Here is a 25055-nt window from a genome sequence, read left to right as displayed (position 1 = left end):
GGAAAACGATCATGTTCAAGCCTATGGCCCTGGCCGCTGCTGTGCTCGCTACTTTCAGCCTGAATGCCTTCGCGGCAAAAACCGAGTTGACGGTGTACACCGCCCTCGAGGCCGAGCAATTGAAGTCCTACAAAGAAGCCTTCGAAAAGGCCAACCCGGACGTCGAGATCAAGTGGGTGCGTGATTCCACCGGGATCATCACCGCCAAGCTGCTCGCCGAGAAGGCTCGTCCGCAGGCTGATGCGGTGTGGGGCCTCGCGGCTTCGAGCCTGGCGATCCTCGATCAGCAAGGCATGCTGCAAAGCTACGCGCCGAAGGACCTCGGCAAGATCGGCGCGAACTACCGCGACGCCGCGAACCCGCCAGCGTGGGTCGGCATGGACGTCTGGGCCGCGACCATTTGCTTCAACACCGTCGAGGCCGAGAAGCAGGGCCTGAGCAAGCCCGTGAGCTGGCAGGACCTGACCAAACCTGAGTACAAGGGCAAGATCGTCATGCCCAACCCGGCGTCGTCCGGCACCGGTTTCCTCGACGTCAGCGCCTGGCTGCAAACCTTCGGCGAGAAGCAGGGCTGGGCCTATATGGACGGTCTGCACCAGAACATCGGCCAGTACGTTCACTCCGGTTCCAAGCCTTGCAAACTGGCAGCGGCGGGCGAATTCCCGATTGGTATTTCCTTTGAATACCCGGCAGTACAGCTCAAGCGTCAGGGCGCGCCGCTGGACATCATTCTGCCGAAGGAAGGTCTGGGTTGGGAGATCGAAGCGACGGCGGTGATCAAAGGTACGCCGCATGAAGAGGCAGCCAAGAAACTGGCTGACTTCTCGGCGAGTGCTGAGGCGATGGATCTGTACAAGGAGAACTTCGCTGTCCTCGCGCAGCCAGGGATCGCCAAGCCGCAGACCGAATTGCCGGCGGATTATGAGCAACGCCTGATCAAGAACGACTTTGCCTGGGCCTCGAAGAACCGCGACGAGATCCTCACCGAGTGGCGCAAGCGTTATGACGGCAAGTCCGAGAAAGTGGTTGCCAAGTAAATCTTCGTAGTCTGACCGGGCCTCATCGCGAGCAGGCTCACTCCTACAGGGGAACGCATTCCAACCGTAAGAGTGAGCCTGCTCGCGATAGCGATCTTTCATCCAGGACATCATCCCGATGACACAACACAAAGACCTGCTGATCGTCGGCGCCGGCATCCTTGGCCTGTCCCACGCCTACGCCGCCGCCAAACGCGGCCTCAAGGTCGCCGTTTTCGAACGCACCGCCACCCCCCTCGGCGCTTCGGTGCGCAACTTCGGTCAGGCCTTGGTCACCGGCCAACCGCCGGGCCCCATGCTCGAACTGGCCAAGGCCAGCCGCGAAATATGGGGCGACTGGGCGCAGCTCGCCGGTTTGCAAATCAAGCGCAACGGTTCCTATCTGTTCGCCCGCACTGAAGCCGAAGAACACCTGCTCGAAGCCTTCTGCAACGGTCGCGCCGTGGAACACGGTTACAACATCCAGTTGCTGCGCGGCGCTGCCTTGCGCGATCTGTATCACGGTCAGTTCAGCCACCACCGCGCCGCGTTGCACGGTATGGACGATCAACAGCTGTATTCGCGCGAAGCGATTCCGGCACTGATCGATTATCTGCGCCGCGACCTTGGTGTGGCGTTTCATTTCTCCACGCTGGTGCGCGACGTCGAACCGGGGCGTCTGCACAGCACCGTCGGCAGCTTTACGGCGAAGCAGATTATCGTCTGCTCCGGCCACGATTATCAGACTTTGCTGGCCGAGCCGATTGCCGCACTCGACCCGCAAATCTGCCGCCTGCAAATGCTCCGCGCCAAACCGCAGACCGAACTGAATCTGCAACACGCCTTGCTCACCGGCCTCAGTTGCGTGCATTACGGCGCCTTCGCCGATCTGCCGGAAGCGGCGGCGGTGCAGGCGCAAATCCTCCGTGAGCAACCGCACCTGCACGACAACGGCATCCACCTGCTGATCAGCCCGACGCCTTACGGCGAACTGATCATCGGCGACTCGCACCATTACGGCAGCGACCCTTCACCGTTCAACGCCGAGCAGGTGGATGACTGGATGCTCGAACTGGCCGAGCAGACGCTGGGCTGCAAGGTGCAAGTGGTCGAGCGCTGGCAGGGCGTCTATGGTTCCCGGGGACCGGGGCCGTTTTCGTTCCTGCGCCCGGCAGCGGGGCTAAGTGTGGCGCTGATGCACACCGGCGTCGGCATGAGCGTCGGCCCGGCGTTGGCTGAGCGCAATATCGCGCAGTTGCTGGAGGAAGATTGATGACAGGTCACGAGCAAGTCGTCGCCCGGGTGTTCGGCTTGTATGAGCGCTTTGGCACTAGCGATTACATCGGCGAGCCGGTGTCGCAGATCGAGCACATGTCCCAGGCCGCTGAGCTGGCGATGGCCGAAGGCTTCGATGACGAAGTGGTGCTCGCGGCGTTCTTCCATGACATCGGCCATTTGTGTGCCGAGGGCGCGGAGAACATGGGCGGGTATGGCGTGGTCAGCCATGAACGGCTGGGTGCGGATTATTTGCGTGAGGCCGGTTTCAGTGAACGTTTGGCGCGGCTGGTGGAATATCACGTGCAGGCCAAGCGGTATCTGACGTTGCGTGAGCCGGGGTATTACGAACGGTTAAGTGAGGCGAGTCGGCGGACGCTGGCGTATCAGGGCGGGGTGATGACCGAGGCTGAGGCGGATGCGTTTGCGCGGGATCCGTTGTGTGCGGTCAGTCTGCGGATGCGCCAGTGGGATGAGCTGGCCAAGGAGATGGCGGTGCCGGTTATTGATTTGGCGGTTCTCAGGCGCAAGGCTGAGGTTTTGTTGTCGGCCGAGTGATTGTCACCCTCATCGGATCGCCGCCCGCCCAGCCCTCGCCCGGAGGGAGAGGGAGCCTACGGAGTTGTTCTCAGGTGATACATCGACCTGAGATATCCAGTCGAACTCAGGTTTTGAAAAGCATGAAGGTCGGCTCCCTTCCCCCTCTACCCCTTGGGGGAGAGGGCTGGGGTGAGGGGGTAGCGATCTAAAGCTCAAGCACCCGATCAACCAACGCCTCAATCTGCTCCTGCCGTTCCGCTTGATTCAATTTCGCCTGCGGATTGAGCGACGACCACTGCGGATGCGCCCGCGCCTTGCTCAATGCCTCCGGCAACTTGCCCTCTCGCCAGGTCTTGTCCTGCGGTGTCGCCACCTGAACCGCATCCATCGCCGCATGCCCACGCTGATCCAGCGCCAACACCAACTGCCGCTGACGCAACGCCAGCAGCCGCAAGACCCCGTCATCCACCGTCAGCTCACGCTGCCCTTTGATCTTGCCCAGCAAGCGACTGCCATAACTACGCGCCGTCTGCAGCGCACCACCGGCAATCGCCCCAGCCAACGCCGCAGCGCCGAGGGTAATCCCGCCAACCAGCAAATCCACACCAGCCCCCGCCGCCGCACCGGCAGCAATGCCGCCACCCACGCGCACGCCGAGTTGCTTCAAGGTTTCCGGATTGAACAAGTCATCGCCCCAGCGCCCATCCAGCAGCGGCAAATCACTCGCCGCCGCATCTTGCGGGCGGAACGCATACAGCTTGAGCAACGCCTCAACACACTTCTGCTCACGCTGGCGCACAGCTTTGCGCAGTTCACTGATCGCCTGCTGTTCCTGCTCAGCGTCGCTGACCACACTGCGCCGGCACGCGGCGCAGTCGATCAACAATTCAGCAATCAATCGCGCCGCACTTTGCTGACGCGCGAGGCGCTGAGCCTGTTGATCGGCAATCAACCGCTCCAATTGTGGCCGAGCATTCTCCAGCAACAACGCGAGACTTTCGTACAGCCGCCGCTCGCCATCTTCTGGCGGCGCCACGCTGTCGAAACGCACCAGCGCATGCAGCCCAAGCCGCGCCAGCGCTTCACGCCAATCCGGCTCGCGATGGTTGGCGCTGCTGACAAAATTCAGTACCGGCAGCAGCGGTTTGCCGCAACTGGCGAGCACTTCCAGTTCGTCGCGGTACTTGGCCAGCACCGGTTCGCGGGCATCAATCACATACAAACCGGCGTCGGAAGCGAGTAATTGCCGCAGTACTTTAGCTTCCTGCTCAAAGCGCTGGCGCGCCTCGCTGCCGTCGAGAAATCGCGCCAGCCGTGCCGGGCCATCGAGGCGTTCGCCGGGCCGCTCCAGACGTTCGAGAAAGTCGAGCAGAGCGATGGCATCTTCCAGCCCTGGCGTGTCGTAGAGATCGAGCAACGGCTCGCCGTCCACCGACAACCGCGCACCCTCGACATGCCGCGTGGTACTCGGGCGATGGGAGACTTCGCCGAAGCCGACATCGCGGGTCAGCGTGCGTAGCAGCGAGGTTTTGCCGACGTTGGTGTGGCCGACCACCGCGAGTTTCAGCGGCGCTTTCCAGGTATCAGTCATGGCCAGTCTCCAGCCAGTTCAACGGTGCGCAATCGGCAAACTGCAGATCCAGCTGTTGCAGCGCGATGTGCCAGTCGCCGAGGCGCTCGGCATCCAGTGCTCCGCCCGGTGGCGCTTGCAGCAGCCAGACGCGAGTCTCGCCCGCGCTGCGCGCCAGTTCAGCGATCAAGGCGAGGCTGCCGCGATCCGGCGAGCGCCGTGGGTCGCAGGCAATCGCCAGACGTGCCGGCGGGAAGCGGCTGAGTTGTTCGAGGAGTTTATGGCGCGATTCGCGACTGTCGAGGATGCCGGCGTTGCTGACGTTTTTCGGCAGTGCGGGTGGCCATGGGCGTTGTTCATCGAGTTCGATGGCGACCAGCAATGCGCCTTCACTGGCGAATTCGCCGACGGCGCTTTCGACGCGGTGCAATTGTGCCGGCTCCGGGTCGTTGACGCCGAGGCGTTCGCTGGTTGGCATCAGACGTTCGCGCAGTTGCGCGTAGCCGGGCAGGTTCAGCTCCAGACGCAAGCGATCCCGACCACGCTTCCAGCGCCAACGGCAGAACAGCATCAGCAGCAGACGGGGTAGCACGCCGTAGATCAGCACCGCGCCGACCAGCCATATCGCCCACATCTGGCGAACCAGGACGCGGTTGTAATCGGTGTCCAGTGTCACGCGAATCATGTCCACGCTCGGCGCACTCCAGCCCAGCGCATGGGGAATCACCGTCAACGCATCAGTCAGTGCCGCGAAGAAGTCTGCGCCCAGCAGCGTGCTTTCCCAGATGAAGTCATATTGCCGAGTGGCCATCATCAATATCAGCATGCTTAGCGCGCTGAACATGATCAGCAGCCACAGGCCATTGACCAGCGTGCCAATCGCCCAGCGATTGAGTTTGTGGCGTTGCAGCAAGACCAGTAATGCGGGGGGTAATTGCGCGGCCTTGGCGTCCCGGGCAAATTTTTCGCTGAGCCACAGCCACAGGCGGCCGAGCGCTGCTCCGTGTTCGCCAGCGAAAAGCAGGCCCAGCGCCCAGCTCAGCAGGAGGATCAGATTGACCCCGAGCAAGGTGCCCAGCGCCCAGAAAATATTGACCGCTCGTGTGCCGTCGCCGAGCGCAGAAAATGCCATGCCTGCGCCAGTGACGCAGGCCAGTAGCGCCATCAGCACCAGCGCCAGACGCGCGCCTTGCAGCCAGTGTTTGAGGGCAGCCGTCAGCCCGTCACGCTCGGCCAGCCATAAAGCCCGGCGCTGAATGCGGCTCGGCAGATCGCCGCCGGCCGTGCGCGCCAGTCGGTTGGCTTCCAGATCTTCCAAGGGGCCTGCGTGTTCTTCGCGCAGGCGCACGGTCTCGGTCAGCCAGAGGTTTTGCAGTGGAGTCAGTTCAGTCACGCGGCGTCCCGTCGCTTAAATGAGCGCTGAGCATAACCGCTGTGGCGCTTATCGGGGTAAGCACGGCTCTGGTATCCTCGCCGGCATGACTAAATCACTCCCTCTCAGCCTGATCGCAGCCCTCGGTGAAAACCGCGTGATCGGCGTCGACAACAGCATGCCCTGGCACCTGCCGGGGGACTTCAAATACTTCAAGGCCACCACCTTGGGCAAGCCGATCATCATGGGTCGCAAGACCTGGGATTCGCTCGGCCGGCCATTGCCGGGGCGCTTGAACATCGTGGTCAGCCGTCAGGCCAGTCTGGTGCTCGAAGGTGCGGAAGTTTATCCGTCGCTGGAAGCTGCCGTGGTTCGCGCCGAGGAATGGGCGAAGGAGCAGGGCGTCGATGAGCTGATGCTGATTGGCGGCGCGCAGTTGTACGCGCAAGGGCTGGCGCAGGCGGATCGTCTGTATCTGACTCGCGTGGCGTTGAGCCCTGAAGGGGATGCGTGGTTTCCAGAGTTTGATTTGGAGCAGTGGAAACTGGTCTCGAATGTGCCGAATCCGGCTGAGGGCGACAAACCTGCGTACAGCTTTGAGGTTTGGGAGAAAGCCTAAGAGCTTCGTCGGAACGCCGCCCGGAGCAAGCTCGCTCCCACAGGGGAAACGCATTCCTATGTGGGAGCGAGCCTGCTCGCGAAGAGGCCAGATCAGGCAAAGATGAGCTTAAGCCTGAGCCAGCTCCGCATGCTCATCCGCATCCAGCAGCGCTTTATCAGTCTGCTGCATCACCTGACTGGTAATCGCCCCAGCGGTAATCGAACCACTCACGTTCAACGCCGTGCGGCCCATGTCGATCAGTGGCTCAACCGAAATCAGCAACGCCACCAGTGACACCGGCAAGCCCATCGCCGGCAGCACGATCAGCGCCGCGAACGTCGCGCCGCCACCGACCCCGGCAACACCCGCCGAACTCAACGTCACAATCGCCACCAGCGTCGCAATCCACAGCGGATCCAGCGGGTTGATGCCAACGGTCGGCGCAACCATCACCGCCAACATCGCCGGGTACAAGCCCGCGCAGCCGTTCTGGCCAATCGTCGCGCCGAACGATGCAGCAAAACTCGCCACCGATTGCGGGATCCCCAGACGGCGGGTCTGCGCTTCAATGCTCAGCGGAATGCTCGCCGCGCTGGAACGGCTGGTGAACGCGAATGTCAGCACGGGCCAGATCTTGCGGAAGAAGCGCAACGGGTTGATACCCGCCGCCGATACCAGCAAACCGTGCACGACGAACATCAGGCCCAGACCGAGGTACGACACGACGACAAAACTGCCGAGTTTGATGATGTCTTGCAGGTTGGAACCGGCGACCACTTTGGTCATCAGCGCCAGCACGCCGTATGGGGTCAGTTTCATCACCAGACGCACCAGACGCATCACCCAGGCTTGCAGGGTGTCGATGGCGTTGATCACTTTCTGACCTTTCTCGACGTCATCCTTGAGCAGTTGCAGCGCTGCGACCCCGAGGAACGCGGCGAAAATCACCACGCTGATGATCGAGGTTGGCTTGGCCCGCGCCAGGTCGGCAAACGGGTTTTGCGGGATGAACGACAGCAGCAGTTGCGGCACATTCAGATCGGCGACCTTGCCGGCGTAGTCGGTCTGAATGGTTTGCAGACGGGCCATTTCCTGGGTGCCGGCGACCAGACCTTCAGCGGTGAGGCCGAACAGGTTGGTCAGGCCGATGCCGATCAGCGCCGCGATCGCAGTGGTGAACAGCAGGGTGCCGATGGTCAGGAAGCTGATCTTGCCCAGCGACGAAGCATTGTGCAGGCGTGCCACGGCGCTGAGGATCGAGGCGAACACCAGCGGGATGACGATCATTTGCAGCAACTGCACGTAGCCGTTGCCGACCAGATCGAACCAGCCGATCGACGCTTTCAGCACCGGGTTGCCGGCACCGTAAACGGTGTGCAGAGCTACGCCGAACGCCACGCCGAGCACCAGTGCGAGCAGGACTTTTTTCGCCAGGCTCCACGTGGTGTGGCGGGTTTGCGCCAGACCGAAGAGCAGGGCGAGGAACACCAGCAGGTTGAGAATCAACGGTAGATTCATGAGATCTCCAGGAAAGACTGTGCCAACAGCCTTCCGGGGCTGCTGCGAACCGGCAAGCCTAACAGCTTGATTTGCAATGATTTAATACCGAAATCTTAGGGCGTTCGTCGTTTTTGGAATAAGCCCGTGTCGCTCTCGGCAATGCATCTGGCGCAAACAGGGACGCGGGCGGTCGCTGACAGACGAGTACTGTCACACATATTTGTTAGCGTCGATTTCTTTGAATCAGGGAGAAGAGGCTTATGAAGTTCGCACCGAAATTTCTGGCTGTCGCACTGACTATGGGCATGGGTCTGGCCACTCAGGCGTTCGCTACTGACCTGAAACACTGGCCGGCGGATCAGGCCAAGGCGCTGGACGCGATGATCGCCGCCAACGCCAACAAGGGTAACTACGCGGTGTTCGACATGGACAACACCAGTTACCGCTACGACCTCGAAGAATCCTTGTTGCCGTTCATGGAAAACAAGGGCCTGATCACCCGCGACAAGCTTGATCCTTCCCTGAAACTGATGCCGTTCAAGGACACCGCCGACCACAAGGAAAGCCTGTTCAGTTACTACTACCGCCTCTGCGAAGTCGACGACATGGTCTGCTACCCGTGGGTGGCGCAGGTGTTCTCCGGTTTCACCCTCAAGGAACTCAAAGGCTACGTCGATGAGCTGATGGCTTCGGGCAAGCCGGTGCCAGCGACTTACTACGAAGGCGATGTGGTCAAGAAACTCGACGTCAATCCGCCGAAGATCTTCACCGGCCAGCAAGAGCTGTACAACAAGCTGATGGAGAACGGCATTGAGGTCTACGTGATGACCGCCGCCTCTGAAGAGCTGGTGCGCATGGTCGCGGCGGATCCGAAGTATGGCTACAACGTCAAACCGCAAAACGTCATCGGCGTGACCACCCTGCTGAAGAACCGCGAGACCAACGAACTGACCACGGCACGCAAGCAGATTACCGCCGGCAAATATGACGAGAAGGCCAACCTTGGGCTCGAACTGACGCCGTATCTGTGGACGCCGGCGACGTGGATGGCCGGCAAGCACGCAGCGATTCTGACCTACATCGATGAATGGAAAAAACCGGTATTGGTCGGTGGCGATACCCCGACCAGCGACGGTTACATGCTGTTCCACGATGTCGATGTGGCCAAGGGCGGGATTCACTTGTGGGTCAACCGCAAGGACAAGTACATGACGCAGTTGAACGGCATGATGGCCAAGCACGCGGCGGCGCAGGCCAAGGAAGGTTTGCCGGTGACAGCGGACAAGAACTGGGTGATCGTCAAACCGGAGGAGATTCAGTAAGCCACACCGATCCAATGTGGGAGCGAGCCTGCTCGCGAAAGCGTAGTGTCAGTCACCTTCTTCGTTTCTGACATACCGCATTCGCGAGCAGGCTCGCACACAGTTTGATCTGCAGTGACTTTGGGATTTCGGCCAGACAAAAAAATGCCCCGCACTTGGCGGGGCATTTTCTTTTCGACAGCTGAGGCTTACAGCCCGTCGAGCATCGCTTTGTTACGCACAGCACCCTTGTCGGCACTGGTCGCCAGCAGGGCGTAGGCCTTGAGGGCGGTGGTCACTTTGCGTGGACGCACCTCGACCGGTTTCCAGCCTTTCTTGTCCTGCTCGGCGCGGCGTGCCGCCAGTTCTTCGTCGCTGACCAACAGGTTGATCGAGCGGTTCGGAATGTCGATCAGCACCTTGTCGCCGTCCTGCACCAGACCGATAGCGCCGCCGGCTGCTGCTTCTGGCGAAGCGTGGCCGATGGACAGACCCGACGTGCCGCCGGAGAAACGGCCGTCGGTGAGCAGCGCACAGGCTTTGCCCAGACCTTTGGATTTCAGGTACGACGTCGGGTAGAGCATTTCCTGCATGCCCGGGCCGCCTTTCGGGCCTTCGTAGCGAATGATGACGATGTCGCCTTCCTTCACTTCGTCAGCGAGGATGCCGCGTACGGCGCTGTCCTGGCTTTCAAAGATCTTCGCGTTGCCTTCGAAGACGTGGATCGACTCGTCAACACCGGCGGTTTTCACCACGCAGCCATCGAGCGCGATGTTGCCGTACAGCACGGCCAAACCACCTTCTTGCGAATAGGCGTGTTCGAAACTGCGGATGCAGCCGTTTTCACGGTCGTCATCGAGGGTTTCCCAACGGGTCGACTGGCTGAACGCCGTCTGTGTCGGAATACCGGCAGGGCCGGCCTTGAAGAAGTGGTGCACGGCTTCATCGTCGGTCTGGGTGATGTCCCACTTGGCGATGGCTTCTTCCATGCTGCGGCTGTGCACGGTCGGCAGGTCGGTGTGCAGCAGACCGCCACGGGCCAGCGAGCCGAGGATGCTGAAGATGCCGCCGGCGCGGTGCACGTCTTCCATGTGGTACTTCTGGATGTTCGGCGCCACTTTGCACAGTTGCGGGACGCTGCGCGAGAGACGATCGATGTCGCGCAGGTCGAAATCGATCTCGGCTTCCTGAGCGGCAGCGAGCAAGTGCAGGATGGTATTGGTCGAACCGCCCATGGCGATGTCGAGCATCATCGCGTTCTCGAACGCCTTGAAGTTGGCGATGTTGCGCGGCAATACCGACTCATCGTTCTCGCCGTAGTAGCGTTTGCACAGCTCGACGATGGTGCGGCCGGCCTGCAGGAACAGTTGTTCGCGGTCGCTGTGGGTGGCGAGGGTCGAACCATTGCCGGGCAATGCCAGACCCAGTGCTTCGGTCAGGCAGTTCATCGAGTTGGCGGTGAACATGCCGGAGCACGAACCGCAGGTCGGACAGGCGCTGCGCTCGTACTCAGCGACTTTCTCGTCAGAAGCGCTGGCGTCGGCGGCGATCACCATGGCATCGACAAGGTCGAGGCCGTGGGAAGCGAGTTTGGTCTTGCCGGCTTCCATCGGGCCGCCGGAAACGAAAATCACCGGAATGTTCAGGCGCAGGGCAGCCATCAGCATGCCCGGGGTGATCTTGTCGCAGTTGGAGATGCAGACGATGGCGTCGGCGCAGTGGGCGTTGACCATGTACTCGACGGAGTCGGCGATGATTTCGCGACTCGGCAGCGAATACAGCATGCCGTCGTGGCCCATGGCGATGCCGTCATCCACGGCGATGGTGTTGAATTCCTTGGCCACGCCACCGGCGCGTTCGATTTCACGGGCGACCAGTTGACCGAGGTCCTTCAGGTGCACGTGGCCCGGTACGAACTGGGTAAACGAGTTGGCAATGGCGATGATCGGCTTTTTGAAGTCGTCATCTTTCATCCCCGTGGCGCGCCACAGTGCGCGGGCACCGGCCATGTTGCGGCCGTGGGTGGATGTTTTCGAGCGGTAATCTGGCATGGAGCACTCCGGGCGGCTAATCAGGTATCAAAGGGGAGTGAGCTTCTATTGACGTCTGGAACACTCAGAAATGGCCGTGTGTCCGTGAAGTTGCCGATGACGTTGCGGGATCGCCGCTGGTCTCAGCCTGAGCTCATAAACCCGCCGGGGGATGAATGGCGATGAATCAGCCGATTCTACACCGCTGGCGTCTGGAGGGAATGGCGCAAAGCGTTGTTCCAGTGCCGACGGCGTGTATGGGATGACGACCGGCGGGTTTAATCACCGCCGGTCTGCGCCATGACGTTGCCTTCAAGGTTTTTCGCGCGACGGCTGAGCCGGTTGTTGAGCACCAGCGCGATCGCGCTCAGCAGCACAAAGCTGTAGCCCAGCGTCAATTGCAGATTGGCCGGACTGAGGCTGATCAATGCGCTGATCAGGCCGCCACAAATAAAGATAATCGTACTGCCCGCCGAGGCCGATGTGCCGGCGTTCTCAGGAAACAGGCCCATGGCCCGAGAGGTGGCGGCAGGGCGGGCAATGGTGGTGCCGGCGGTGCAGATCAGCATCGGGATCAACACCGTGGCCGGCGCCAACACATGATTGGCTGCCAGGTACAGCATTGCCAGTCCCGAAAGCAGTATCAGGCTCAGCCCGGTGAAGATTTGCTGAACCGGCGTGATGCGTCGATTGAGTACCGCGGCGATGATCCCGCCGACAACATACGCCGCACCGTAAACCAGCAGGATCAGCGAAAAGTCGTAAGGCGCGAGTTGCAGTTGGTCCATGAAAATCAGCGGCGAAATCACGATGAACGAGAAGTGGCAGGCGAAGGCGAACGCTGAAATCAGCCAGTAGCCGACAAACTCGAAGTCCCCCAACACGCGTCGGTAGGATTGAATGAAGCCGGTCGGTGAACCACCTGAGGCCGGTCGGCTGCTCGGTAAAAACAGCCAGGCCTTGATCAGCACCGTGGCGGACAGTGCGCAAAAGATCCAGAAGCTGCCGCGCCAACCAAGTGTCGCCTGGAGAAAAGTCCCGGCCAGCGGCGATACCGAAATGAATATCCCGGTCGCCGTGACCATCAGGATCCGTAACCGGTCGCGCTCTTCACCTTCGAACAGATCCTGCACCAGTGCCTGCGACAGCACGAAACATCCACAGCCCAAGGCCTGCATCACCCGAAATATCAGGAATAGCGTGTAATCGGAGGTCATCACGCAACCGAACGCACCCAGCATCGATACGCTCATGCCGGCGAGTAACAGGCCCTTGCGCCCGATCACGTCCGAGAGGGGGCCGATCAAAAGCTGGGCAAACGCGATCCCCACGGCGAACAGGCTGATGGACAGTGCGATGTCTGCCGGTGAACGGAGAAAGTGCGTCGCCATTGCCGGAAAGGAGGGCAGCAGCACGTCCAGTGGAAACACACCCAGCAGCACCATGGCCAGCAACAGGCTGACAGCGGCGCGGCGCTGCCTGGTGGTTGCCACGGATTGTCCTTTATCCATCGATCAGTCCTGCCTTGGCGAAAAGTTTCTGGTTATGGGGAAGTGCGAAAAAACCGGCCTTGCGTAGTGCGTCCAGCGTTGCGATGGCGCCTGATCGTGCACGGGCCCGGTTGGCTTGCACCGTTGCCATGCCGCCGACGATTTGTTTCACGTCACTGTCGGCGATGCCTGCCCCTCGCAGGCTCTGTTGCAGCCAGCGTTCGTCGGCCTCGAAAAAAATCCCGATGATCTCCAGCAGTGTCCGGCTCACAAACGCACGCTGGCGGCTGTTCATCGACAGCCAGAAATAATGGAACACCTCGCTGAAGTAGCGGCTGTGGCGGGCTTCGTCAGTCAGGTGGTCGCGCAGCATGTCGTTGACGCTGGACACCAGGCTGTCGCGGCAGACGTCCAGCAGCTCGCGGGCAATGATGGTTTCCGAGACGAAACCGAGCAGAAACCATGCCAGTGGCCGGTTGTTTTCCGGGGTGCGGGCGATCAGTGCGTTGAGGCGGCTGATGCGCTTCGGAATCGTCGGACGTCCGGTGAACCCGTAAAACGCGGCGATCTGTTCGGCGAGACGATTGGAGAACAGCGCGTGATAACCCTCGTCGGTGTAGAGCTGCAGCGCGGCGTGCTTCATCGGCAGAGGCACGTAAAGGGGCAGTTCCCGGTGCACGATGACTTCCACTGCACGATTGACGATGCGGTGTTCAAGCAAGGTGGTGTAATCGAGAAAATGCACCAGATGGTTGGCTGCCAGTCGATGCTGTACGTCGCGCCCCGCCGCCTGGATGGCCGGATGTGCCAGATAAGGCAGAAATGCCGGCGGGAACCAGTGGCGGGTTTGCAGTTGCAGCGGCACATCGGCGGGCAATTGATAGTCATGGGTACTGCTGCGCACCGAGGCCCGGCTTTCCCAGTCTCCCAAGGTAAATTTGAGCGCCCAGGACACCGGCGCTTGATCAGGGTCGGCCATCGACAGGGTCATGCCTGTCCCTCGCGCAACAGCTCGCGCATTTCGTGGCACATCACTTGCCCGTCGCTTTGTCCACAGCCAACAAAGAACAGCGGTTGTTCAGCACTGCCCTCGAGATTGAGCAGTGCTTCGACCTGCTGGTCGGCAAATGCGCCGGTCAGCCAGGTGTTGAGGCCCAGTGCCGTGGCGACCAGTTGAAAGGTTTGCGACAAGTGGCCCGCTTCAACGAAGGCCATGCGATAGGCCCGCGAGTGTTCGTACTTCCACCAGAGCCGGTCAAAACGGGCGGTGATGAACATCCCCAGCGGCAGGTTGTTGATGAAGTGCTGACCGCCGAGCAATTGGCCCAGCGCTGGTTGAGGCAGCGGATTGATCCGGCTCAGGGTGTGGTCGGCCGGATGATAGGCATAGATGCCCGGTTCCAGGGCGTCGACGTTCTGCACCAGGAGGAAGCCTTCGCAAGCGTTCAGGCCCCCCGCGGAAGGACTGCTTCGCCGTGCGCTTAGTCCTTGGGCGATGCTGTCGTCGCGATCATTGTCTCGTTCATGGAGATAACCGAGGGAAAGGTAAAGCAGGGCGCCGACGTCCTTCAGCGTTATCGCTGCACCTGTATAGGAACGGCAGGTTTTGCGCTGGAGCAGAACATTTCCCAGACGGTCGTTATTCAAAGCGCCCGGCGCAGGCAGGGCGATACGCTGCTCGGGTGCTGGTGTCGGGCGGTCTGCAGCAGGCTGTGGGGTGGCCAGTACTTCGTTGCAGTGCGCCAGATATTGCCTGGACCACTCGTGAATGTTCTGTGGGGTATGTTCGCAGGGAATATTTTGTGTGCCGATGTGATAAATCTTCGACAGCTCATCCCAGCCCCATGGCGGATTGTCTATTTTTGAAACGGTAAGAATATCTGCGCTCAATAGTTGTGTGTCTATTATGTTGTGCGCGTCGAACAGTTGAGGGTCGTTGATTAATTGCGCAAGGCGAGTTGCATAGTTCAGATCAAGTTCGTGTTGTGTATGGTTTTTATAATTCCACACAACTTGTCCGGTCTGGCGCGGCAATATAAACAAGTAAGGATTGATGTGCATATTGATCGTTTCACTCTGGAAGAAGTCAAAAGGACGCCGGGTTGCCGGCACTCCCCAGCGTCCTGACTTACTTAGCGGGCTTTAGGGGCAACCAGAAAAGCCAGGTTTGCGATTTTTTTACTTTCCAGAGAAATACTTTTCATGATGTGAACTCCTTGTTCATTGATAGTTGAAGTCACCTCGTGGTGACAACTTCATAATAGTTTGTAATGGATTATTGGCAAGGGGATATTAGGTAGGAAATTTCCAGTAATTTTGTCGGAGCAATCTTTAGCTGAAAATAAACTTGTAGGGCAAGTTTCAGTAATTAAAAGACGTAAGGAAATGTCCTGCATGTCTGCGGGAATATAATTGTAGGAAGTCCAGGAAGATAGTGAAGGGAAGGGCGATGCCAGAAACCAAAACGGGGAGCCTGCTGGCTCCCCGTTATCCGCAAAAAATCAGCTGTTGGGCAGCAGGCGGCAGGTGATGCTCTTGATGTAGCGTGTTTCGGCGATGGCAGGGTGCACCGGGTGATCCGGACCCTGGCCGCCCCGCTCGAGCAACTGGATGTTGCGATCCAGGTGACGGGCGCTGGTCAGCAGGATGTTCTGCAGGTCATCTTCCGGCAGGTGCATCGAGCACGACGCGCTGACCAGGATGCCGTCCTTGTTGAGCAGGCGCATGGCTTGCTCGTTCAGGCGACGGTAGGCGCCTTCGCCGTTTTTCATGTCTTTCTTGCGTTTGATGAACGCTGGCGGGTCGGCCACGATCACGTCGAAGCGCTCTTCGCTGGCTTTCAGCTCTTTCAAGGCTTCGAAGACGTCGCCTTCGATGCAGGTCATCTTGTCGGCGAAACCGTTCAGCGCGGCGTTGCGCTCAACGCCGTCGAGGGCGAAAGCCGAGGCGTCGACGCAGAACACTTCGCTGGCGCCGAACGCAGCAGCCTGCACGCCCCAGCCACCGATGTAGCTATAGAGGTCGAGGACGCGTTTGCCTTTGGCGTAAGGGGCCAGGCGTGCACGGTTCATGCGGTGGTCGTAGAACCAGCCGGTTTTCTGCCCCTGAATGACCGGGGCTTCGAATTTCACGCCGTTCTCTTCCAGCGCCACCCACTCCGGCACCAGGCCGAACACGGTTTCGACGTAGCGGTTGAGGCCTTCGGCATCACGGGCTGCGGAGTCGTTCTTGAACAGGATGCCGCTTGGCTTGAGCACTTGGGTCAGGGCCGCGATCACGTCATCTTTGTGCGCTTCCATGGTCGCCGAGGCGATCTGCACCACAAGAATGTCACCGAAACGGTCAACGACCAGGCCTGGCAACAGGTCGGAGTCGCCATAGACCAGACGGTAAAACGGTTTGTCGAACAGGCGCTCGCGCAGTGACAGGGCCACGTTCAGACGGTGCACCAGCAGCGACTTGTCCAGCGCAACTTTAATATCGCGCGACAGCAGGCGGGCGCAGATCAGGTTGTTCGGGCTCATCGCCACGATGCCCAACGGCTTGCCGCCAGCGGCTTCGAGGATGGCCTGGTCGCCGGCATTGAAGCCGTGAAGCGGGGTGGCGGCTACATCGATTTCGTTGCTGTAGACCCACAGGTGACCGGCGCGCAGGCGACGGTCGGCGTTGGCTTTGAGGCGCAAGCTAGGCAGGGACATGACGTCGCTCCGGAAAAAAGAGCGGGAGTATAGCGTGTTGCGACTTGTGCCGGGTTTGATGAGCGATGAAACGCTGATGGCCTCTTCGCGAGCAGGCCCGCTCCCACAGGGACCTTGTGTCGATCCAGAATCTACTGTGTGAGCGAGCTTGCGAGCGAGACGGCCTCGAATACTACGCCGACAGCGCGGTGATCAGCTCCTTGCTGAACGCCGGAATATCATCCGGCTGACGGCTGCTGATCAGGTGACCATCCTTGACCACTTCTTTATCGACCCAGTTGGCCCCGGCATTCACCAGGTCATCCTTGAGTGTCTTGTAACTGGTCATGGTCTTGCCGTTGACCAGCCCGGCGGAAATCAGCAGCCATCCGCCATGGCAAATCACCGCAATCGGTTTGCCGGCAGAGGCGCCGGTCTTGACCAGGTGCTGGGCATCCTGATCGATGCGGATGGTGTCGGAGTTCTGCACACCGCCCGGCAGGACGATCGCGTCGTACTGCTCGCTGCTGGCGCTCTGGAAAGTCTGGTCGACCTCGAAGTCGTCCGCTGGTTTATCGTGGTTCCAGCCTTTGACCTTACCGGCCTCGGCGGAGAGGATGTCGACTTGCGCGCCCGCTTGCTCCAGTGCCTGCTTGGGACCGGTCAGTTCGACCTGCTCGAAACCGTCTGTTACCAAAATGGCGACGCGTTTGCCGTTGAGGGAAGTGGCCATCGATAAGCTCCTGAGTCTGTGGGAGTTTGCCGCCGCAATGGGCCGGTGTGACCCGTTGGGCATTACAGATTCCGAAGCCTGGACGTGAATGAAAGTTCCTGACAATTGCCCACTGGTGTGTCGTCGTGCGGTTTTTAGAGGTTAGAATCGCCGCCTGTCCCAGAGTGTGTACTTATGTCCCAAGAGCTGACCACCGAACAGATTCAACAATCGCTGCAAGGCATCAGCGTGCCTGCGCAACCGCAGATCATGGTGGATCTGCAAATGGAGCAGTACATGCCCGACCCGGACCTGGAGGTGATCGCCAAGCTGATCGCCCAGGATCCCGGGCTGTCCGGCTCGTTGCTGAAGATCGTCAACTCGCCGTATTACGGCTTGAGCAACAAAATCACCTCGATTCAGCGCGCGGTGAACCTGCTGGGTAGCCGCTCGATCATCAACCTGATCAACGCGCAGTCGATCAAGGGCGAGATGAACGACGACACCATCGTCACCCTTAACCGCTTCTGGGACACCGCCCAGGATGTGGCGATGACCTGCCTGACGCTGGCCAAGCGTATCGGCACTCAGGCCGGTGACGAGGCTTACGCCTTGGGCCTGTTCCACGATTGTGGTGTGCCGTTGATGCTGCAACGGTTTCCCAATTACATGACGGTGCTGGAAAAGGCTTACGCCAATGCCAGCGCCGAATGTCGGGTGGTCGACACCGAGAACAGCGAGTTCAACACCAACCACGCGGTGGTCGGCTACTACACCGCCAAGTCGTGGCGCCTGCCGGAGCATGTCAGTGCGGCGATCGCCAATCACCACAACGCCCTGGCGATCTTCAGCGATGAATCGTCGCGCAACAGTCAGCTGAAAAACCTCCTGGCGATCCTGAAGATGGCCGAGCATATTTGTGCGTCATACCGTGTGCTGGGCAACCAGACCGAAGATTCCGAATGGAACGCCGTCGGCCCGCTGGTACTCGACTATGTAGGACTGTCGGATTACGACTTCGAAACTCTCAAACAAACAATCCGCGACCTCGGCGCGCATTGATCCGAGAACGCCATGCCTGAACTGCCAGAAGTCGAAACCACCCGTCGCGGGATTGCCCCGCACCTGGAAGGCCAGCGCGTCAGTCGGGTGATCGTGCGTGACCGGCGGTTGCGCTGGCCGATCCCCGAAGACCTCGATGTGCGCCTGTCGGGGCAGCGCATCGTGCTGGTCGAGCGTCGCGCCAAGTATCTGCTGATCAACGCCGAAGTCGGCACGCTGATCAGCCACTTGGGCATGTCGGGTAATTTGCGTCTGGTCGAAGCCGGTTTGCCGGCGCTCAAGCATGAACATGTCGATATCGAGCTGGAGTCAGGGCTGGCGCTGCGCTACACCGATCCGCGCCGGTTCGGCGCGATGTTGTGGAGCAACGACCCGCTCAATCATGAACTGCTGATTCGCTTGGGGCCTGAGCCACTGACCGATCTGTTCGACGGCGAGCGCTTGTTTCAGCTATCACGCGGGCGGTCGATGGCGGTCAAGCCGTTCATCATGGACAACGCAGTGGTGGTCGGGGTCGGCAATATTTACGCGACCGAAGCGCTGTTCGCCGCCGGGATTGACCCGCGCCGCGAGGCCGGGGGCATTTCCCGGGGGCGCTATCTGAAGCTGGCGATAGAGATCAAACGCATTCTGGCCGCTGCCATCGAGCGCGGAGGTACGACGCTGCGCGATTTCATTGGCGGCGACGGTCAGCCGGGGTATTTCCAGCAGGAACTGTTTGTCTATGGCCGTGGCGGTGAACACTGCAAGGTCTGCGGTACCGGTTTGCGTGAAGTGAAGCTCGGCCAGCGTGCCAGTGTGTTCTGCCCGCGCTGCCAGACCTGAGGCAACAGGCTGAAAAAGTCCTACGGTCTATAGTGAGTGGTCTCACTGTTCAGCCCGAAGGATCGTGCCATGAAATCCTTGCAAACCCTCGTTATTACGCTGCTGCTGTGTTCCAGTCTGGCGGTTCAGGCCACGGAAAACGGCAGCGGTGACCCACGCTACACCATCCAGAATCCACCGGCCTACGCGATGATCGGCGATTTGCTGATTGCCCGACCTTTATTGGTGGTGGCGACGGTCATCGGTGCGGGGGCGTTCGTCGTGTCGTTGCCGTTCACCGCACTGGGCGGCGGGGTGGGCGATGCCGGGCAGGCGCTGGTAGTTGATCCGGCTAAAGCCGCTTTTGTGCGGTGCCTGGGGTGTATCGGGGAGGGGTTTGAGCAGCGCGAGTAAGCTGAGCAGGGATTTCCTGTGTGGCTGACGGCCTTTTCGCGAGCAAGCTCGCTCCCACATTGGAACGCATTTTAAATGTGGGAGCGAGCTTGCTCGCGAAGAGGCCCGAAAGAGCGCTACAAATCCGGCGGATCAAGCCTTGCCAGTGATCTTGCGGTATTTCTCCATCAACTGTTCTTCAGTCTCCGGATGCGCTTCGTCCAGCGGAATGCAATCCACCGGGCAGACCTGCTGGCATTGTGGTTCGTCGTAGTGGCCGACGCACTGGGTGCACAGGTTCGGGTCGATCACGTAGATCTCTTCGCCTTGGGAGATGGCGGCGTTCGGGCACTCGGGTTCGCAGACGTCGCAGTTGATGCAATCGTCGGTGATGATCAGGGACATGCTAACTCCAGCCGGGGCGGCAGGCCCGGGCGCTATAAATCAATGCGCGCAATTGTGCCGCATTGGCGAGCGCAGTGCACGCGGCTGCGATCAAGGGCACGAGACTGCAATCTTTTAAAAGCAAAAGATCACAGCCTTCGGCAGCTCCTACTTCTTGAAGCGCAGGGTCAACGCATCAGCCACGGCCGGGTGGACGAACTTGCTGATATCGCCGCCCAGCGCGGCAATTTCCCGCACCAGCGTCGAGGAAATGAACGAATAACGCTCGGACGGCGTGAGAAACAGGCTCTCCACATCCGGGGCCAACTGACGGTTCATGTTGGCCAGCTGGAATTCGTATTCGAAGTCCGACACCGCACGCAGGCCGCGCAGGAACACGTTAGCGTTCTGCTCTTTGGCGAAATGCGCCAGCAGTGTCGAGAAACCGACCACTTCCACGTTCGGCAGGTGTTTGGTCACTTCGCGAGCCAGTTCTACCCGTTGTTCCAGCGGGAACAGCGGGTTTTTCTTCGGGCTGGCAGCGACTGCAATAATCACGTGGTCGAACAGGCGCGAGGCGCGTTCGACCAGATCGCCATGGCCCTTGGTAATAGGGTCGAAGGTACCTGGGTACAACACTCGGTTCATCGCGTCGTCCTGGCGGGAGTCCGTTGGGGAGTCGGATGGTATCGCAGCCGTCCCGGTCGGCCAAGTCGCCTGTTGGGTAAGAAAGCACTATAGACGAGGCAATTAATTGGTTTTTTCACGGGTTTCTCAGCCGATCGGCGAGGGAAGTCGCCAGTTGCGCGGTCAGGCCATACACCGATAGCTGCGGGTTGGCGCCGATGCTGGTAGGGAACAGCGAGCCGTCGTGAATCGACAGATTAGCCAGTTGATGATGCCGGCCAAGACTGTCGGTGACTGCGCTTTTCGGCTCTTCGCCCATCGCGCAACCGCCCATGACGTGCGCGCTGCCCAGACGCGTGCGGTACAGCTCAAGGCTCAAACCATCGATCAACGTGCGGGCCTCGGCCAGGGTTTTCACGTAACGGGCGTCGGCGTGCATCGGCATCACCGCTTTTGCACCGCCGGCGAACTGGATTTCGGCCATGACGTGAAAAGCCCGGCGCAAGCCTTCCCAGGCGTAGGGTGACACCTGATAGTCGAGCACCGGCGAACCATCGCCACGCAGCTCGACGGTGCCGCCCGTGCTGTCCGGGTGAAAACCGTCACGTAGCAAGGCCAGCATGGCGTGGGTGTGCGGCAGGTCCGCCATGTGTTGCGCGCTCTCTGCGCCAAAGCCGCCGAGCAGGGTGGCAGCCAAGGCCGGATGCAACGGCGGCACTTCGAGTTTGAAGGCCATCGGCCCGCTAGTGCCGTCCTTCCACTGGAAATGGTCGGAGTAGATCGACTGCGGCGCCCCGTAAAACGGGTTGATGACTTCGTCGAAGCGCGCTGCGGACATGTTCACCGGGTGCAGGAAGGTACGTTTTCCCAGGGTTTTATGTGGGTCCGCAGCATCCGAACGCAGCAGCAGCGCCGGGCTGTTGATGCCGCCGCCGGCGAGCACGTAATGCCGCGCCTTGACCGTGATCTTGCGCCCGGTCGGCGTGACGCAACGTTCGTCCATCGCCACGCATTGCAGGCCAGTGACCTTGTCGCCGTTGATCAGCAGCTTCTCCGCGCGGGCCAGATAAAGCAGTTCGCCGCCCTTTTCCAGAGTCGCCGGAATGGTCGTGACCATCATCGATTGTTTGGCATTGGTCGGACAGCCCATGCCGCAATAGCCGAGGTTCCAGCAGCCGCGCACGTTACGTGGGATCACGTGCCAGCTATAGCCAAGTTGCTCGCAGCCTTTACGGATCACGTCGTTGTTGGCATTGGGTGGCACCCTCCACGGGGCGACGCCGAGGCGCTGCTCCATTTTCTCGAACCACGGCGCCATCTCGGCAGGGCTGTGGCCTTTGACGTTGTGTTCCTTGGCCCAGTGCTCGAGGGTCGGCTCTGGGGTGCGAAAGCTCGAGGTCCAGTTGATCAGCGTTGTGCCGCCGACAGCGCGGCCCTGAAGAATGGTGATCGCGCCGTCCTTGCTCATGCGCCCGATGCCTTCCTGATAAAGGCTGCTGTAGGCCTTGTCTTCGAGCATTTTGAAGTCGGAGCTGGTTTTCAGCGGGCCTTCTTCGATCAGCAGCACTTTGTAGCCCGCGGCGCTGAGGATTTCTGCCGTGGTGCCGCCTCCGGCGCCGCTGCCGATAATAGCGACGTCGGCTTCAATGGTGAGGTCGTCGCTCAGTTGTGCGCCGTTGTAGGTTTTCCAGCCTCGGGCGAGGCCTTCGCGGAACGGGTCGGGTACGGGCATCGATCAGGTTCTCTTGTTTTTGTTGTTCTGGCGGGCCTCATCGCGAGCAGGCTCACTCCTACAGGGGAATGCATTTCAAATGTGGGAACGAGCTTGCTCGCGAAGGGAGCGACACGGTTTCAGACGCTAGGCGGCCCTGGATAACCGCAATGCGCCCACGATTCTGCGCGGGTATACCAGGCCATCATCACCATCTGCTGCAACGAGCTATGCCCCATGCGCAGTAGGTTCAGCGAACTGTTTTCCCAGCGATCAAGGAAATGCCGCATGGCCTCGGCACTGGCGTTCTCCCAGCTGCCCCAGATCCCGGTGAGTGGTCCGCGCGTCACGGCCATGCCGAGTACGTCGAACAGTTGCCGGGTGAGCTTGAGCATTTCCGGCGACAGGTGATCAAGGCTGTAGTCCAGCGACTTGAGCGTGCCATCAACCGCGCTCGGCATCTTCTCGGCTGCCACGGCGCCGTCGAGCATCACCGGAATCAGTGCGCGCAGAAACAGCAGGTCGCCGTCGCGCAACGAGACAAAGCCGTTGGCCGCGACGCTCGACGAACAGCCACTTAGGCTGGCGCCGAGTCCGGCGGTGGCGAGAAACGCCGTGGCGCCAAGGCTGAATTTCAGCAGGCCACGGCGCGACAGTGCAGGTGTTTCGGTCAGGCTTGGGTGCATTGTTTTTATTACCCGGCGATGACAAAGGTTTAGCGAATGAACAGCTTCTGGATCAGTTTCTGAATCGATGTGCCGTAGGGCGGGTAAATCAGTCGGGCTGCGTTGAAGCGCTGTTTAATCAGCACGCCCTTGGCCTTGCTGAAGGTCAGGAAGCCTTCGTGACCGTGGTAGTGGCCCATGCCCGAAGCGCCGATGCCACCGAATGGCATATCGTCCTGAGCCACATGCAGCAAGGTATCGTTCAGGCACACACCGCCGGAATGAGTTTCGTGTAGCACCCGGTTCTGTTCGCGTTTGTCGTAGCCAAAGTAGTAAAGAGCCAGAGGACGTGGCCGCTGATTGATGTAAGCAAATGCCTGCTCCAGGTCCTGATACGGCACGATCGGCAGCAGCGGGCCGAAGATTTCGTCCTGCATCACCGTCATCTCATCGCTGACATTCAGCAGCACACTGTGCGGCATGCGTCGGCCCTGGCCCTGCTCGAACAGCGGAATCAACAGCGCTCCCTTGCTGGTGGCGTCGCTTACATAACCGTTGAGCCGCGCCAGTTGGCGTTCGTTGATGATCGCCGTGTAGTCCGGATTGTCGGTGAGTGTCGGGTAAAAAACCTGCACCGCCTGGCGATAGGCTTCGACAAAAGCACCGACCCGGTCTTCCGGCACCAGCACGTAATCCGGGGCAACGCAGGTCTGGCCGGCGTTGAGGGTTTTACCGAAGGCTATGCGCTCGGCGGCATCCTTGAGCGGGACATCGCGGGAGACGATGGCCGGCGACTTGCCGCCCAGCTCCAGGGTGACCGGGGTGAGGTTTTCGGCGGCGGCGCGCATCACGTGTTTGCCGATGCTGGTGGCGCCGGTAAACAGCAAGTGGTCGAAGCGCAAGCGCGAGAACGCCACGCCGATGTCGGCTTCACCGAGCACCACGCAGACCAGGTCTTCGGGGAAAATTCGTGCCAGCAGTTCTTTCATCAACAAGCCGGTGGCCGGGGTCGATTCGCTCAGTTTGAGCATCACCCGGTTGCCCGCCGCCAAGGCGCCGACCAGTGGGCCGACGGCCAGATACAACGGGTAATTCCACGGCACAATGACGCCGACTACGCCGAGAGGCTGATACACCACTTTTGCCGAAGCGGGCTGAAACGCGATGCCGACCTTGCGCCGCGAAGCTTTCATCCAGCCTTTGAGATGGCGGCTGGCGTAATGAATGCCGTGCAGGCTCGGCATCAGTTCGGCGAGCAAGGTTTCGTCGCCACTGCGATGGCTGAAATCGGAGCTTATCGCCTTGATCAAGGCCTGACGCTCGTTGCTGAGCAAATCACTCAGGGCCTTGAGCCATTGCTGGCGCTGGGCGGCGGGCGGCATCGGATTGGCGGCATACGCAGCCCGCTGCGCCTCGAACAACCGGTCCAGTTCGGCCAGCGGTTGTTGCAGCGTTTGCAGGTAAGCAACGTCGGCAGTCATGGTCTGCTCCGGATTTATTGTAGTGATGAACTTTTTAGAGTCTATGCTCTAGAAAGTCAAATGACTTCCTTGCACGGCAGTGTTTTATCCATTTCCGGTTAGGTCGTAAGATGCCCCCCAACGCACTCTGAATTAAAGCTCAAGCCATGGCCCCACGAATAAAAACCAGCGAGCGTATCGTGCTGAACAGCCTTGAACTGTTCAATCAGCAGGGCGAGCGCAGCATCAGCACCAATCATATTGCCGCCCACATGGAGATTTCTCCGGGCAACCTGTACTACCACTTCCCCAACAAGCAGGCGATCATCGCCGTGTTGTTCAGTGAGTACGAAAGCCTCGTGGACAGCTTTCTGCGTCCGCCGCAGGGGCGCGCGGCGACGGTCGAGGACAAGCGTTTCTATCTCAAGGAATTGCTCTCGGCGATGTGGCGCTACCGCTTTCTGCACCGCGATCTGGAGCATCTGCTCGACAGCGATCCGGAACTGGCCGCCCGCTATCGGCGCTTTTCCCAGCGCTGCGTGATTCAGGGCGCGGCGATCTACGAAGGTTTTGTTGCCGCCGGGATCCTTGATATGGATCGCGTGCAGATCGAATCCCTGACCCTCAATGCCTGGATCATCCTGACGTCCTGGGTGCGCTTCCTGTGCACCACCCGCGAAAACTCCAACCACCTCAGTGAACAAGCTATTAAACGTGGCGTGTATCAGGTGCTGGTGCTTGAAGCCGGGTTTGTCACCGAGCAGGCGCGTGACGAGGTCAATGCGTTGTTCGAGGAGTTCTACGTGCCGCTGGCCCAGGCCCTCGAAGACGTGAAATAAACCGTTCTGTTGAAATCCCCCAGGAG

At 60.2% G+C, this 25055-nt stretch carries 23 protein-coding genes; 9 read left to right on the top strand and 14 right to left on the bottom strand.

All coding sequences use genetic code 11. The features are described 5' to 3' along the window. Positions 1-11 precede the first annotated feature (11 nt). The 3 genes from AB4N74_RS22215 to AB4N74_RS22205 all read left to right on the top strand — a co-directional run bounded on the left by AB4N74_RS22215 (position 12) and on the right by AB4N74_RS22205 (position 2849). The gene (locus tag AB4N74_RS22215) at positions 12-1037 is read left to right on the top strand and encodes a putative 2-aminoethylphosphonate ABC transporter substrate-binding protein (protein ID WP_093429804.1); all 1026 of its coding nucleotides are present in this window, start codon (positions 12-14) and stop codon (positions 1035-1037) included. A gap of 118 nt (positions 1038-1155) precedes the next feature. After that, the gene (locus AB4N74_RS22210; protein WP_099759370.1) at positions 1156-2289 is read left to right on the top strand and encodes a TIGR03364 family FAD-dependent oxidoreductase; all 1134 of its coding nucleotides are present in this window, start codon (positions 1156-1158) and stop codon (positions 2287-2289) included. Continuing rightward, a complete protein-coding gene (locus tag AB4N74_RS22205) occupies positions 2289-2849 on the top strand; it encodes a phosphonate degradation HD-domain oxygenase (protein ID WP_257356557.1) in 561 nt (186 codons plus the stop codon). Before AB4N74_RS22210 ends, AB4N74_RS22205 begins: the two co-directional genes overlap by 1 nt. Before the next feature lie 187 nt (positions 2850-3036). Here AB4N74_RS22205 and AB4N74_RS22200 read toward each other — a convergent pair whose 3' ends face one another. After that, positions 3037-4422: a GTPase/DUF3482 domain-containing protein gene (locus tag AB4N74_RS22200; protein ID WP_099757437.1), complete on the bottom strand. Its 1386-nt coding sequence runs from the start codon at positions 4420-4422 to the stop codon at positions 3037-3039. Continuing rightward, on the bottom strand, positions 4415-5794 hold the full coding sequence (locus AB4N74_RS22195) for a DUF2868 domain-containing protein (protein WP_460097247.1): 1380 nt from the start codon (positions 5792-5794) through the stop codon (positions 4415-4417). Before AB4N74_RS22195 ends, AB4N74_RS22200 begins: the two co-directional genes overlap by 8 nt. 85 nt (positions 5795-5879) lie before the next feature. On the opposite strand from AB4N74_RS22195, the gene AB4N74_RS22190 reads away from it, so the two are divergent. Beyond that, on the top strand, positions 5880-6392 hold the full coding sequence (locus tag AB4N74_RS22190; protein ID WP_093429975.1) for a dihydrofolate reductase: 513 nt from the start codon (positions 5880-5882) through the stop codon (positions 6390-6392). 108 nt (positions 6393-6500) lie between these two features. Here AB4N74_RS22190 and AB4N74_RS22185 read toward each other — a convergent pair whose 3' ends face one another. Continuing rightward, entirely contained in the window at positions 6501-7892 is a 1392-nt protein-coding gene (locus AB4N74_RS22185) for an L-cystine transporter (RefSeq protein WP_041063642.1), read from the bottom strand. A gap of 242 nt (positions 7893-8134) precedes the next feature. Here AB4N74_RS22185 and AB4N74_RS22180 point away from each other — a divergent pair, with 242 nt between their 5' ends. After that, complete coding sequence (locus AB4N74_RS22180; protein WP_257356552.1) at positions 8135-9196, top strand: HAD family hydrolase; 1062 nt, start codon at positions 8135-8137, stop codon at positions 9194-9196. 188 nt (positions 9197-9384) lie between these two features. Here the strand turns inward: AB4N74_RS22180 and ilvD are convergent, their stop codons facing one another. The 6 genes from ilvD to AB4N74_RS22150 form a co-directional block, all read right to left on the bottom strand. After that, complete coding sequence (gene ilvD, locus AB4N74_RS22175) at positions 9385-11226, bottom strand: dihydroxy-acid dehydratase (protein ID WP_099757433.1); 1842 nt, start codon at positions 11224-11226, stop codon at positions 9385-9387. 257 nt (positions 11227-11483) lie between these two features. Continuing rightward, positions 11484-12716, bottom strand: a complete 1233-nt coding sequence (locus AB4N74_RS22170) for a multidrug effflux MFS transporter (protein ID WP_116254308.1) — start codon at positions 12714-12716, stop codon at positions 11484-11486. Beyond that, complete coding sequence (locus tag AB4N74_RS22165; protein WP_093429811.1) at positions 12709-13686, bottom strand: diiron oxygenase; 978 nt, start codon at positions 13684-13686, stop codon at positions 12709-12711. The genes AB4N74_RS22170 and AB4N74_RS22165 overlap by 8 nt, the downstream gene beginning before the upstream one ends. Next, the gene (locus AB4N74_RS22160) at positions 13683-14756 is read right to left on the bottom strand and encodes a SagB family peptide dehydrogenase (RefSeq protein ID WP_460101207.1); all 1074 of its coding nucleotides are present in this window, start codon (positions 14754-14756) and stop codon (positions 13683-13685) included. The genes AB4N74_RS22165 and AB4N74_RS22160 overlap by 4 nt, the downstream gene beginning before the upstream one ends. A gap of 440 nt (positions 14757-15196) precedes the next feature. Then, entirely contained in the window at positions 15197-16393 is a 1197-nt protein-coding gene (locus tag AB4N74_RS22155; protein WP_093429813.1) for a class I SAM-dependent rRNA methyltransferase, read from the bottom strand. 172 nt (positions 16394-16565) lie between these two features. Then, positions 16566-17105 (bottom strand): type 1 glutamine amidotransferase domain-containing protein, encoded by a 540-nt coding sequence (locus AB4N74_RS22150; RefSeq protein ID WP_093429814.1) that lies wholly within the window; start codon positions 17103-17105, stop codon positions 16566-16568. Positions 17106-17333: 228 nt separating this feature from the next. On the opposite strand from AB4N74_RS22150, the gene AB4N74_RS22145 reads away from it, so the two are divergent. The 3 genes from AB4N74_RS22145 (at position 17334) to AB4N74_RS22135 (ending at position 19364) form a co-directional block, all read left to right on the top strand. Continuing rightward, positions 17334-18146: an HDOD domain-containing protein gene (locus tag AB4N74_RS22145; RefSeq protein ID WP_175559546.1), complete on the top strand. Its 813-nt coding sequence runs from the start codon at positions 17334-17336 to the stop codon at positions 18144-18146. Between the two features lie 12 nt (positions 18147-18158). Then, positions 18159-18971, top strand: a complete 813-nt coding sequence (gene mutM / locus AB4N74_RS22140; protein ID WP_095125836.1) for a bifunctional DNA-formamidopyrimidine glycosylase/DNA-(apurinic or apyrimidinic site) lyase — start codon at positions 18159-18161, stop codon at positions 18969-18971. A gap of 69 nt (positions 18972-19040) precedes the next feature. Continuing rightward, entirely contained in the window at positions 19041-19364 is a 324-nt protein-coding gene (locus AB4N74_RS22135; RefSeq protein ID WP_095049443.1) for a multidrug transporter, read from the top strand. 132 nt (positions 19365-19496) lie between these two features. Here the strand turns inward: AB4N74_RS22135 and AB4N74_RS22130 are convergent, their stop codons facing one another. From AB4N74_RS22130 to AB4N74_RS22110, 5 genes are all read right to left on the bottom strand, one after another. Beyond that, positions 19497-19748: a YfhL family 4Fe-4S dicluster ferredoxin gene (locus AB4N74_RS22130; protein ID WP_003195146.1), complete on the bottom strand. Its 252-nt coding sequence runs from the start codon at positions 19746-19748 to the stop codon at positions 19497-19499. 147 nt (positions 19749-19895) lie between these two features. Continuing rightward, positions 19896-20375: a pantetheine-phosphate adenylyltransferase gene (gene coaD / locus AB4N74_RS22125; RefSeq protein WP_003229157.1), complete on the bottom strand. Its 480-nt coding sequence runs from the start codon at positions 20373-20375 to the stop codon at positions 19896-19898. Positions 20376-20490: 115 nt separating this feature from the next. Beyond that, positions 20491-22086, bottom strand: a complete 1596-nt coding sequence (locus AB4N74_RS22120; protein ID WP_460097243.1) for a GMC family oxidoreductase — start codon at positions 22084-22086, stop codon at positions 20491-20493. A 119-nt stretch (positions 22087-22205) separates the two neighbouring features. Then, positions 22206-22751, bottom strand: a complete 546-nt coding sequence (locus tag AB4N74_RS22115) for a twin-arginine translocation pathway signal protein (protein ID WP_116254312.1) — start codon at positions 22749-22751, stop codon at positions 22206-22208. 29 nt (positions 22752-22780) lie between these two features. Next, positions 22781-24211 (bottom strand): coniferyl aldehyde dehydrogenase, encoded by a 1431-nt coding sequence (locus AB4N74_RS22110; protein WP_460097241.1) that lies wholly within the window; start codon positions 24209-24211, stop codon positions 22781-22783. A 146-nt stretch (positions 24212-24357) separates the two neighbouring features. On the opposite strand from AB4N74_RS22110, the gene AB4N74_RS22105 reads away from it, so the two are divergent. Then, the gene (locus AB4N74_RS22105; RefSeq protein ID WP_007913599.1) at positions 24358-25029 is read left to right on the top strand and encodes a TetR/AcrR family transcriptional regulator; all 672 of its coding nucleotides are present in this window, start codon (positions 24358-24360) and stop codon (positions 25027-25029) included. Positions 25030-25055 lie beyond the last annotated feature (26 nt).

The organism is Pseudomonas sp. H3_C08, assembly GCF_054669455.1.
Note: the sequence above shows the minus strand (reverse complement) of the source record. Positions and strands in the feature narration are given on the sequence as shown.

Excerpts from the sequence above, each read along its gene's own strand:
- AB4N74_RS22205 (WP_257356557.1), top strand. The coding sequence starts at position 2,289 with ATGACAGGTCACGAGCAAGTCGTCGCCCGGGTGTTCGGCTTGTATGAG.
- AB4N74_RS22135 (WP_095049443.1), top strand. The coding sequence starts at position 19,041 with ATGAAATCCTTGCAAACCCTCGTTATTACGCTGCTGCTGTGTTCCAGT.
- AB4N74_RS22160 (WP_460101207.1), bottom strand. The coding sequence starts at position 14,756 with ATGCACATCAATCCTTACTTGTTTATATTGCCGCGCCAGACCGGACAA.
- AB4N74_RS22150 (WP_093429814.1), bottom strand. The coding sequence starts at position 17,105 with ATGGCCACTTCCCTCAACGGCAAACGCGTCGCCATTTTGGTAACAGAC.
- AB4N74_RS22110 (WP_460097241.1), bottom strand. The coding sequence starts at position 24,211 with ATGACTGCCGACGTTGCTTACCTGCAAACGCTGCAACAACCGCTGGCC.
- AB4N74_RS22185 (WP_041063642.1), bottom strand. The coding sequence starts at position 7,892 with ATGAATCTACCGTTGATTCTCAACCTGCTGGTGTTCCTCGCCCTGCTC.
- AB4N74_RS22105 (WP_007913599.1), top strand. The coding sequence starts at position 24,358 with ATGGCCCCACGAATAAAAACCAGCGAGCGTATCGTGCTGAACAGCCTT.
- AB4N74_RS22170 (WP_116254308.1), bottom strand. The coding sequence starts at position 12,716 with ATGGATAAAGGACAATCCGTGGCAACCACCAGGCAGCGCCGCGCCGCT.
- AB4N74_RS22120 (WP_460097243.1), bottom strand. The coding sequence starts at position 22,086 with ATGCCCGTACCCGACCCGTTCCGCGAAGGCCTCGCCCGAGGCTGGAAA.
- AB4N74_RS22215 (WP_093429804.1), top strand. The coding sequence starts at position 12 with ATGTTCAAGCCTATGGCCCTGGCCGCTGCTGTGCTCGCTACTTTCAGC.
- AB4N74_RS22180 (WP_257356552.1), top strand. The coding sequence starts at position 8,135 with ATGAAGTTCGCACCGAAATTTCTGGCTGTCGCACTGACTATGGGCATG.
- AB4N74_RS22200 (WP_099757437.1), bottom strand. The coding sequence starts at position 4,422 with ATGACTGATACCTGGAAAGCGCCGCTGAAACTCGCGGTGGTCGGCCAC.
- AB4N74_RS22210 (WP_099759370.1), top strand. The coding sequence starts at position 1,156 with ATGACACAACACAAAGACCTGCTGATCGTCGGCGCCGGCATCCTTGGC.
- mutM (WP_095125836.1), top strand. The coding sequence starts at position 18,159 with ATGCCTGAACTGCCAGAAGTCGAAACCACCCGTCGCGGGATTGCCCCG.
- AB4N74_RS22190 (WP_093429975.1), top strand. The coding sequence starts at position 5,880 with ATGACTAAATCACTCCCTCTCAGCCTGATCGCAGCCCTCGGTGAAAAC.
- AB4N74_RS22115 (WP_116254312.1), bottom strand. The coding sequence starts at position 22,751 with ATGCACCCAAGCCTGACCGAAACACCTGCACTGTCGCGCCGTGGCCTG.
- ilvD (WP_099757433.1), bottom strand. The coding sequence starts at position 11,226 with ATGCCAGATTACCGCTCGAAAACATCCACCCACGGCCGCAACATGGCC.
- AB4N74_RS22130 (WP_003195146.1), bottom strand. The coding sequence starts at position 19,748 with ATGTCCCTGATCATCACCGACGATTGCATCAACTGCGACGTCTGCGAA.
- AB4N74_RS22155 (WP_093429813.1), bottom strand. The coding sequence starts at position 16,393 with ATGTCCCTGCCTAGCTTGCGCCTCAAAGCCAACGCCGACCGTCGCCTG.
- coaD (WP_003229157.1), bottom strand. The coding sequence starts at position 20,375 with ATGAACCGAGTGTTGTACCCAGGTACCTTCGACCCTATTACCAAGGGC.
- AB4N74_RS22165 (WP_093429811.1), bottom strand. The coding sequence starts at position 13,686 with ATGACCCTGTCGATGGCCGACCCTGATCAAGCGCCGGTGTCCTGGGCG.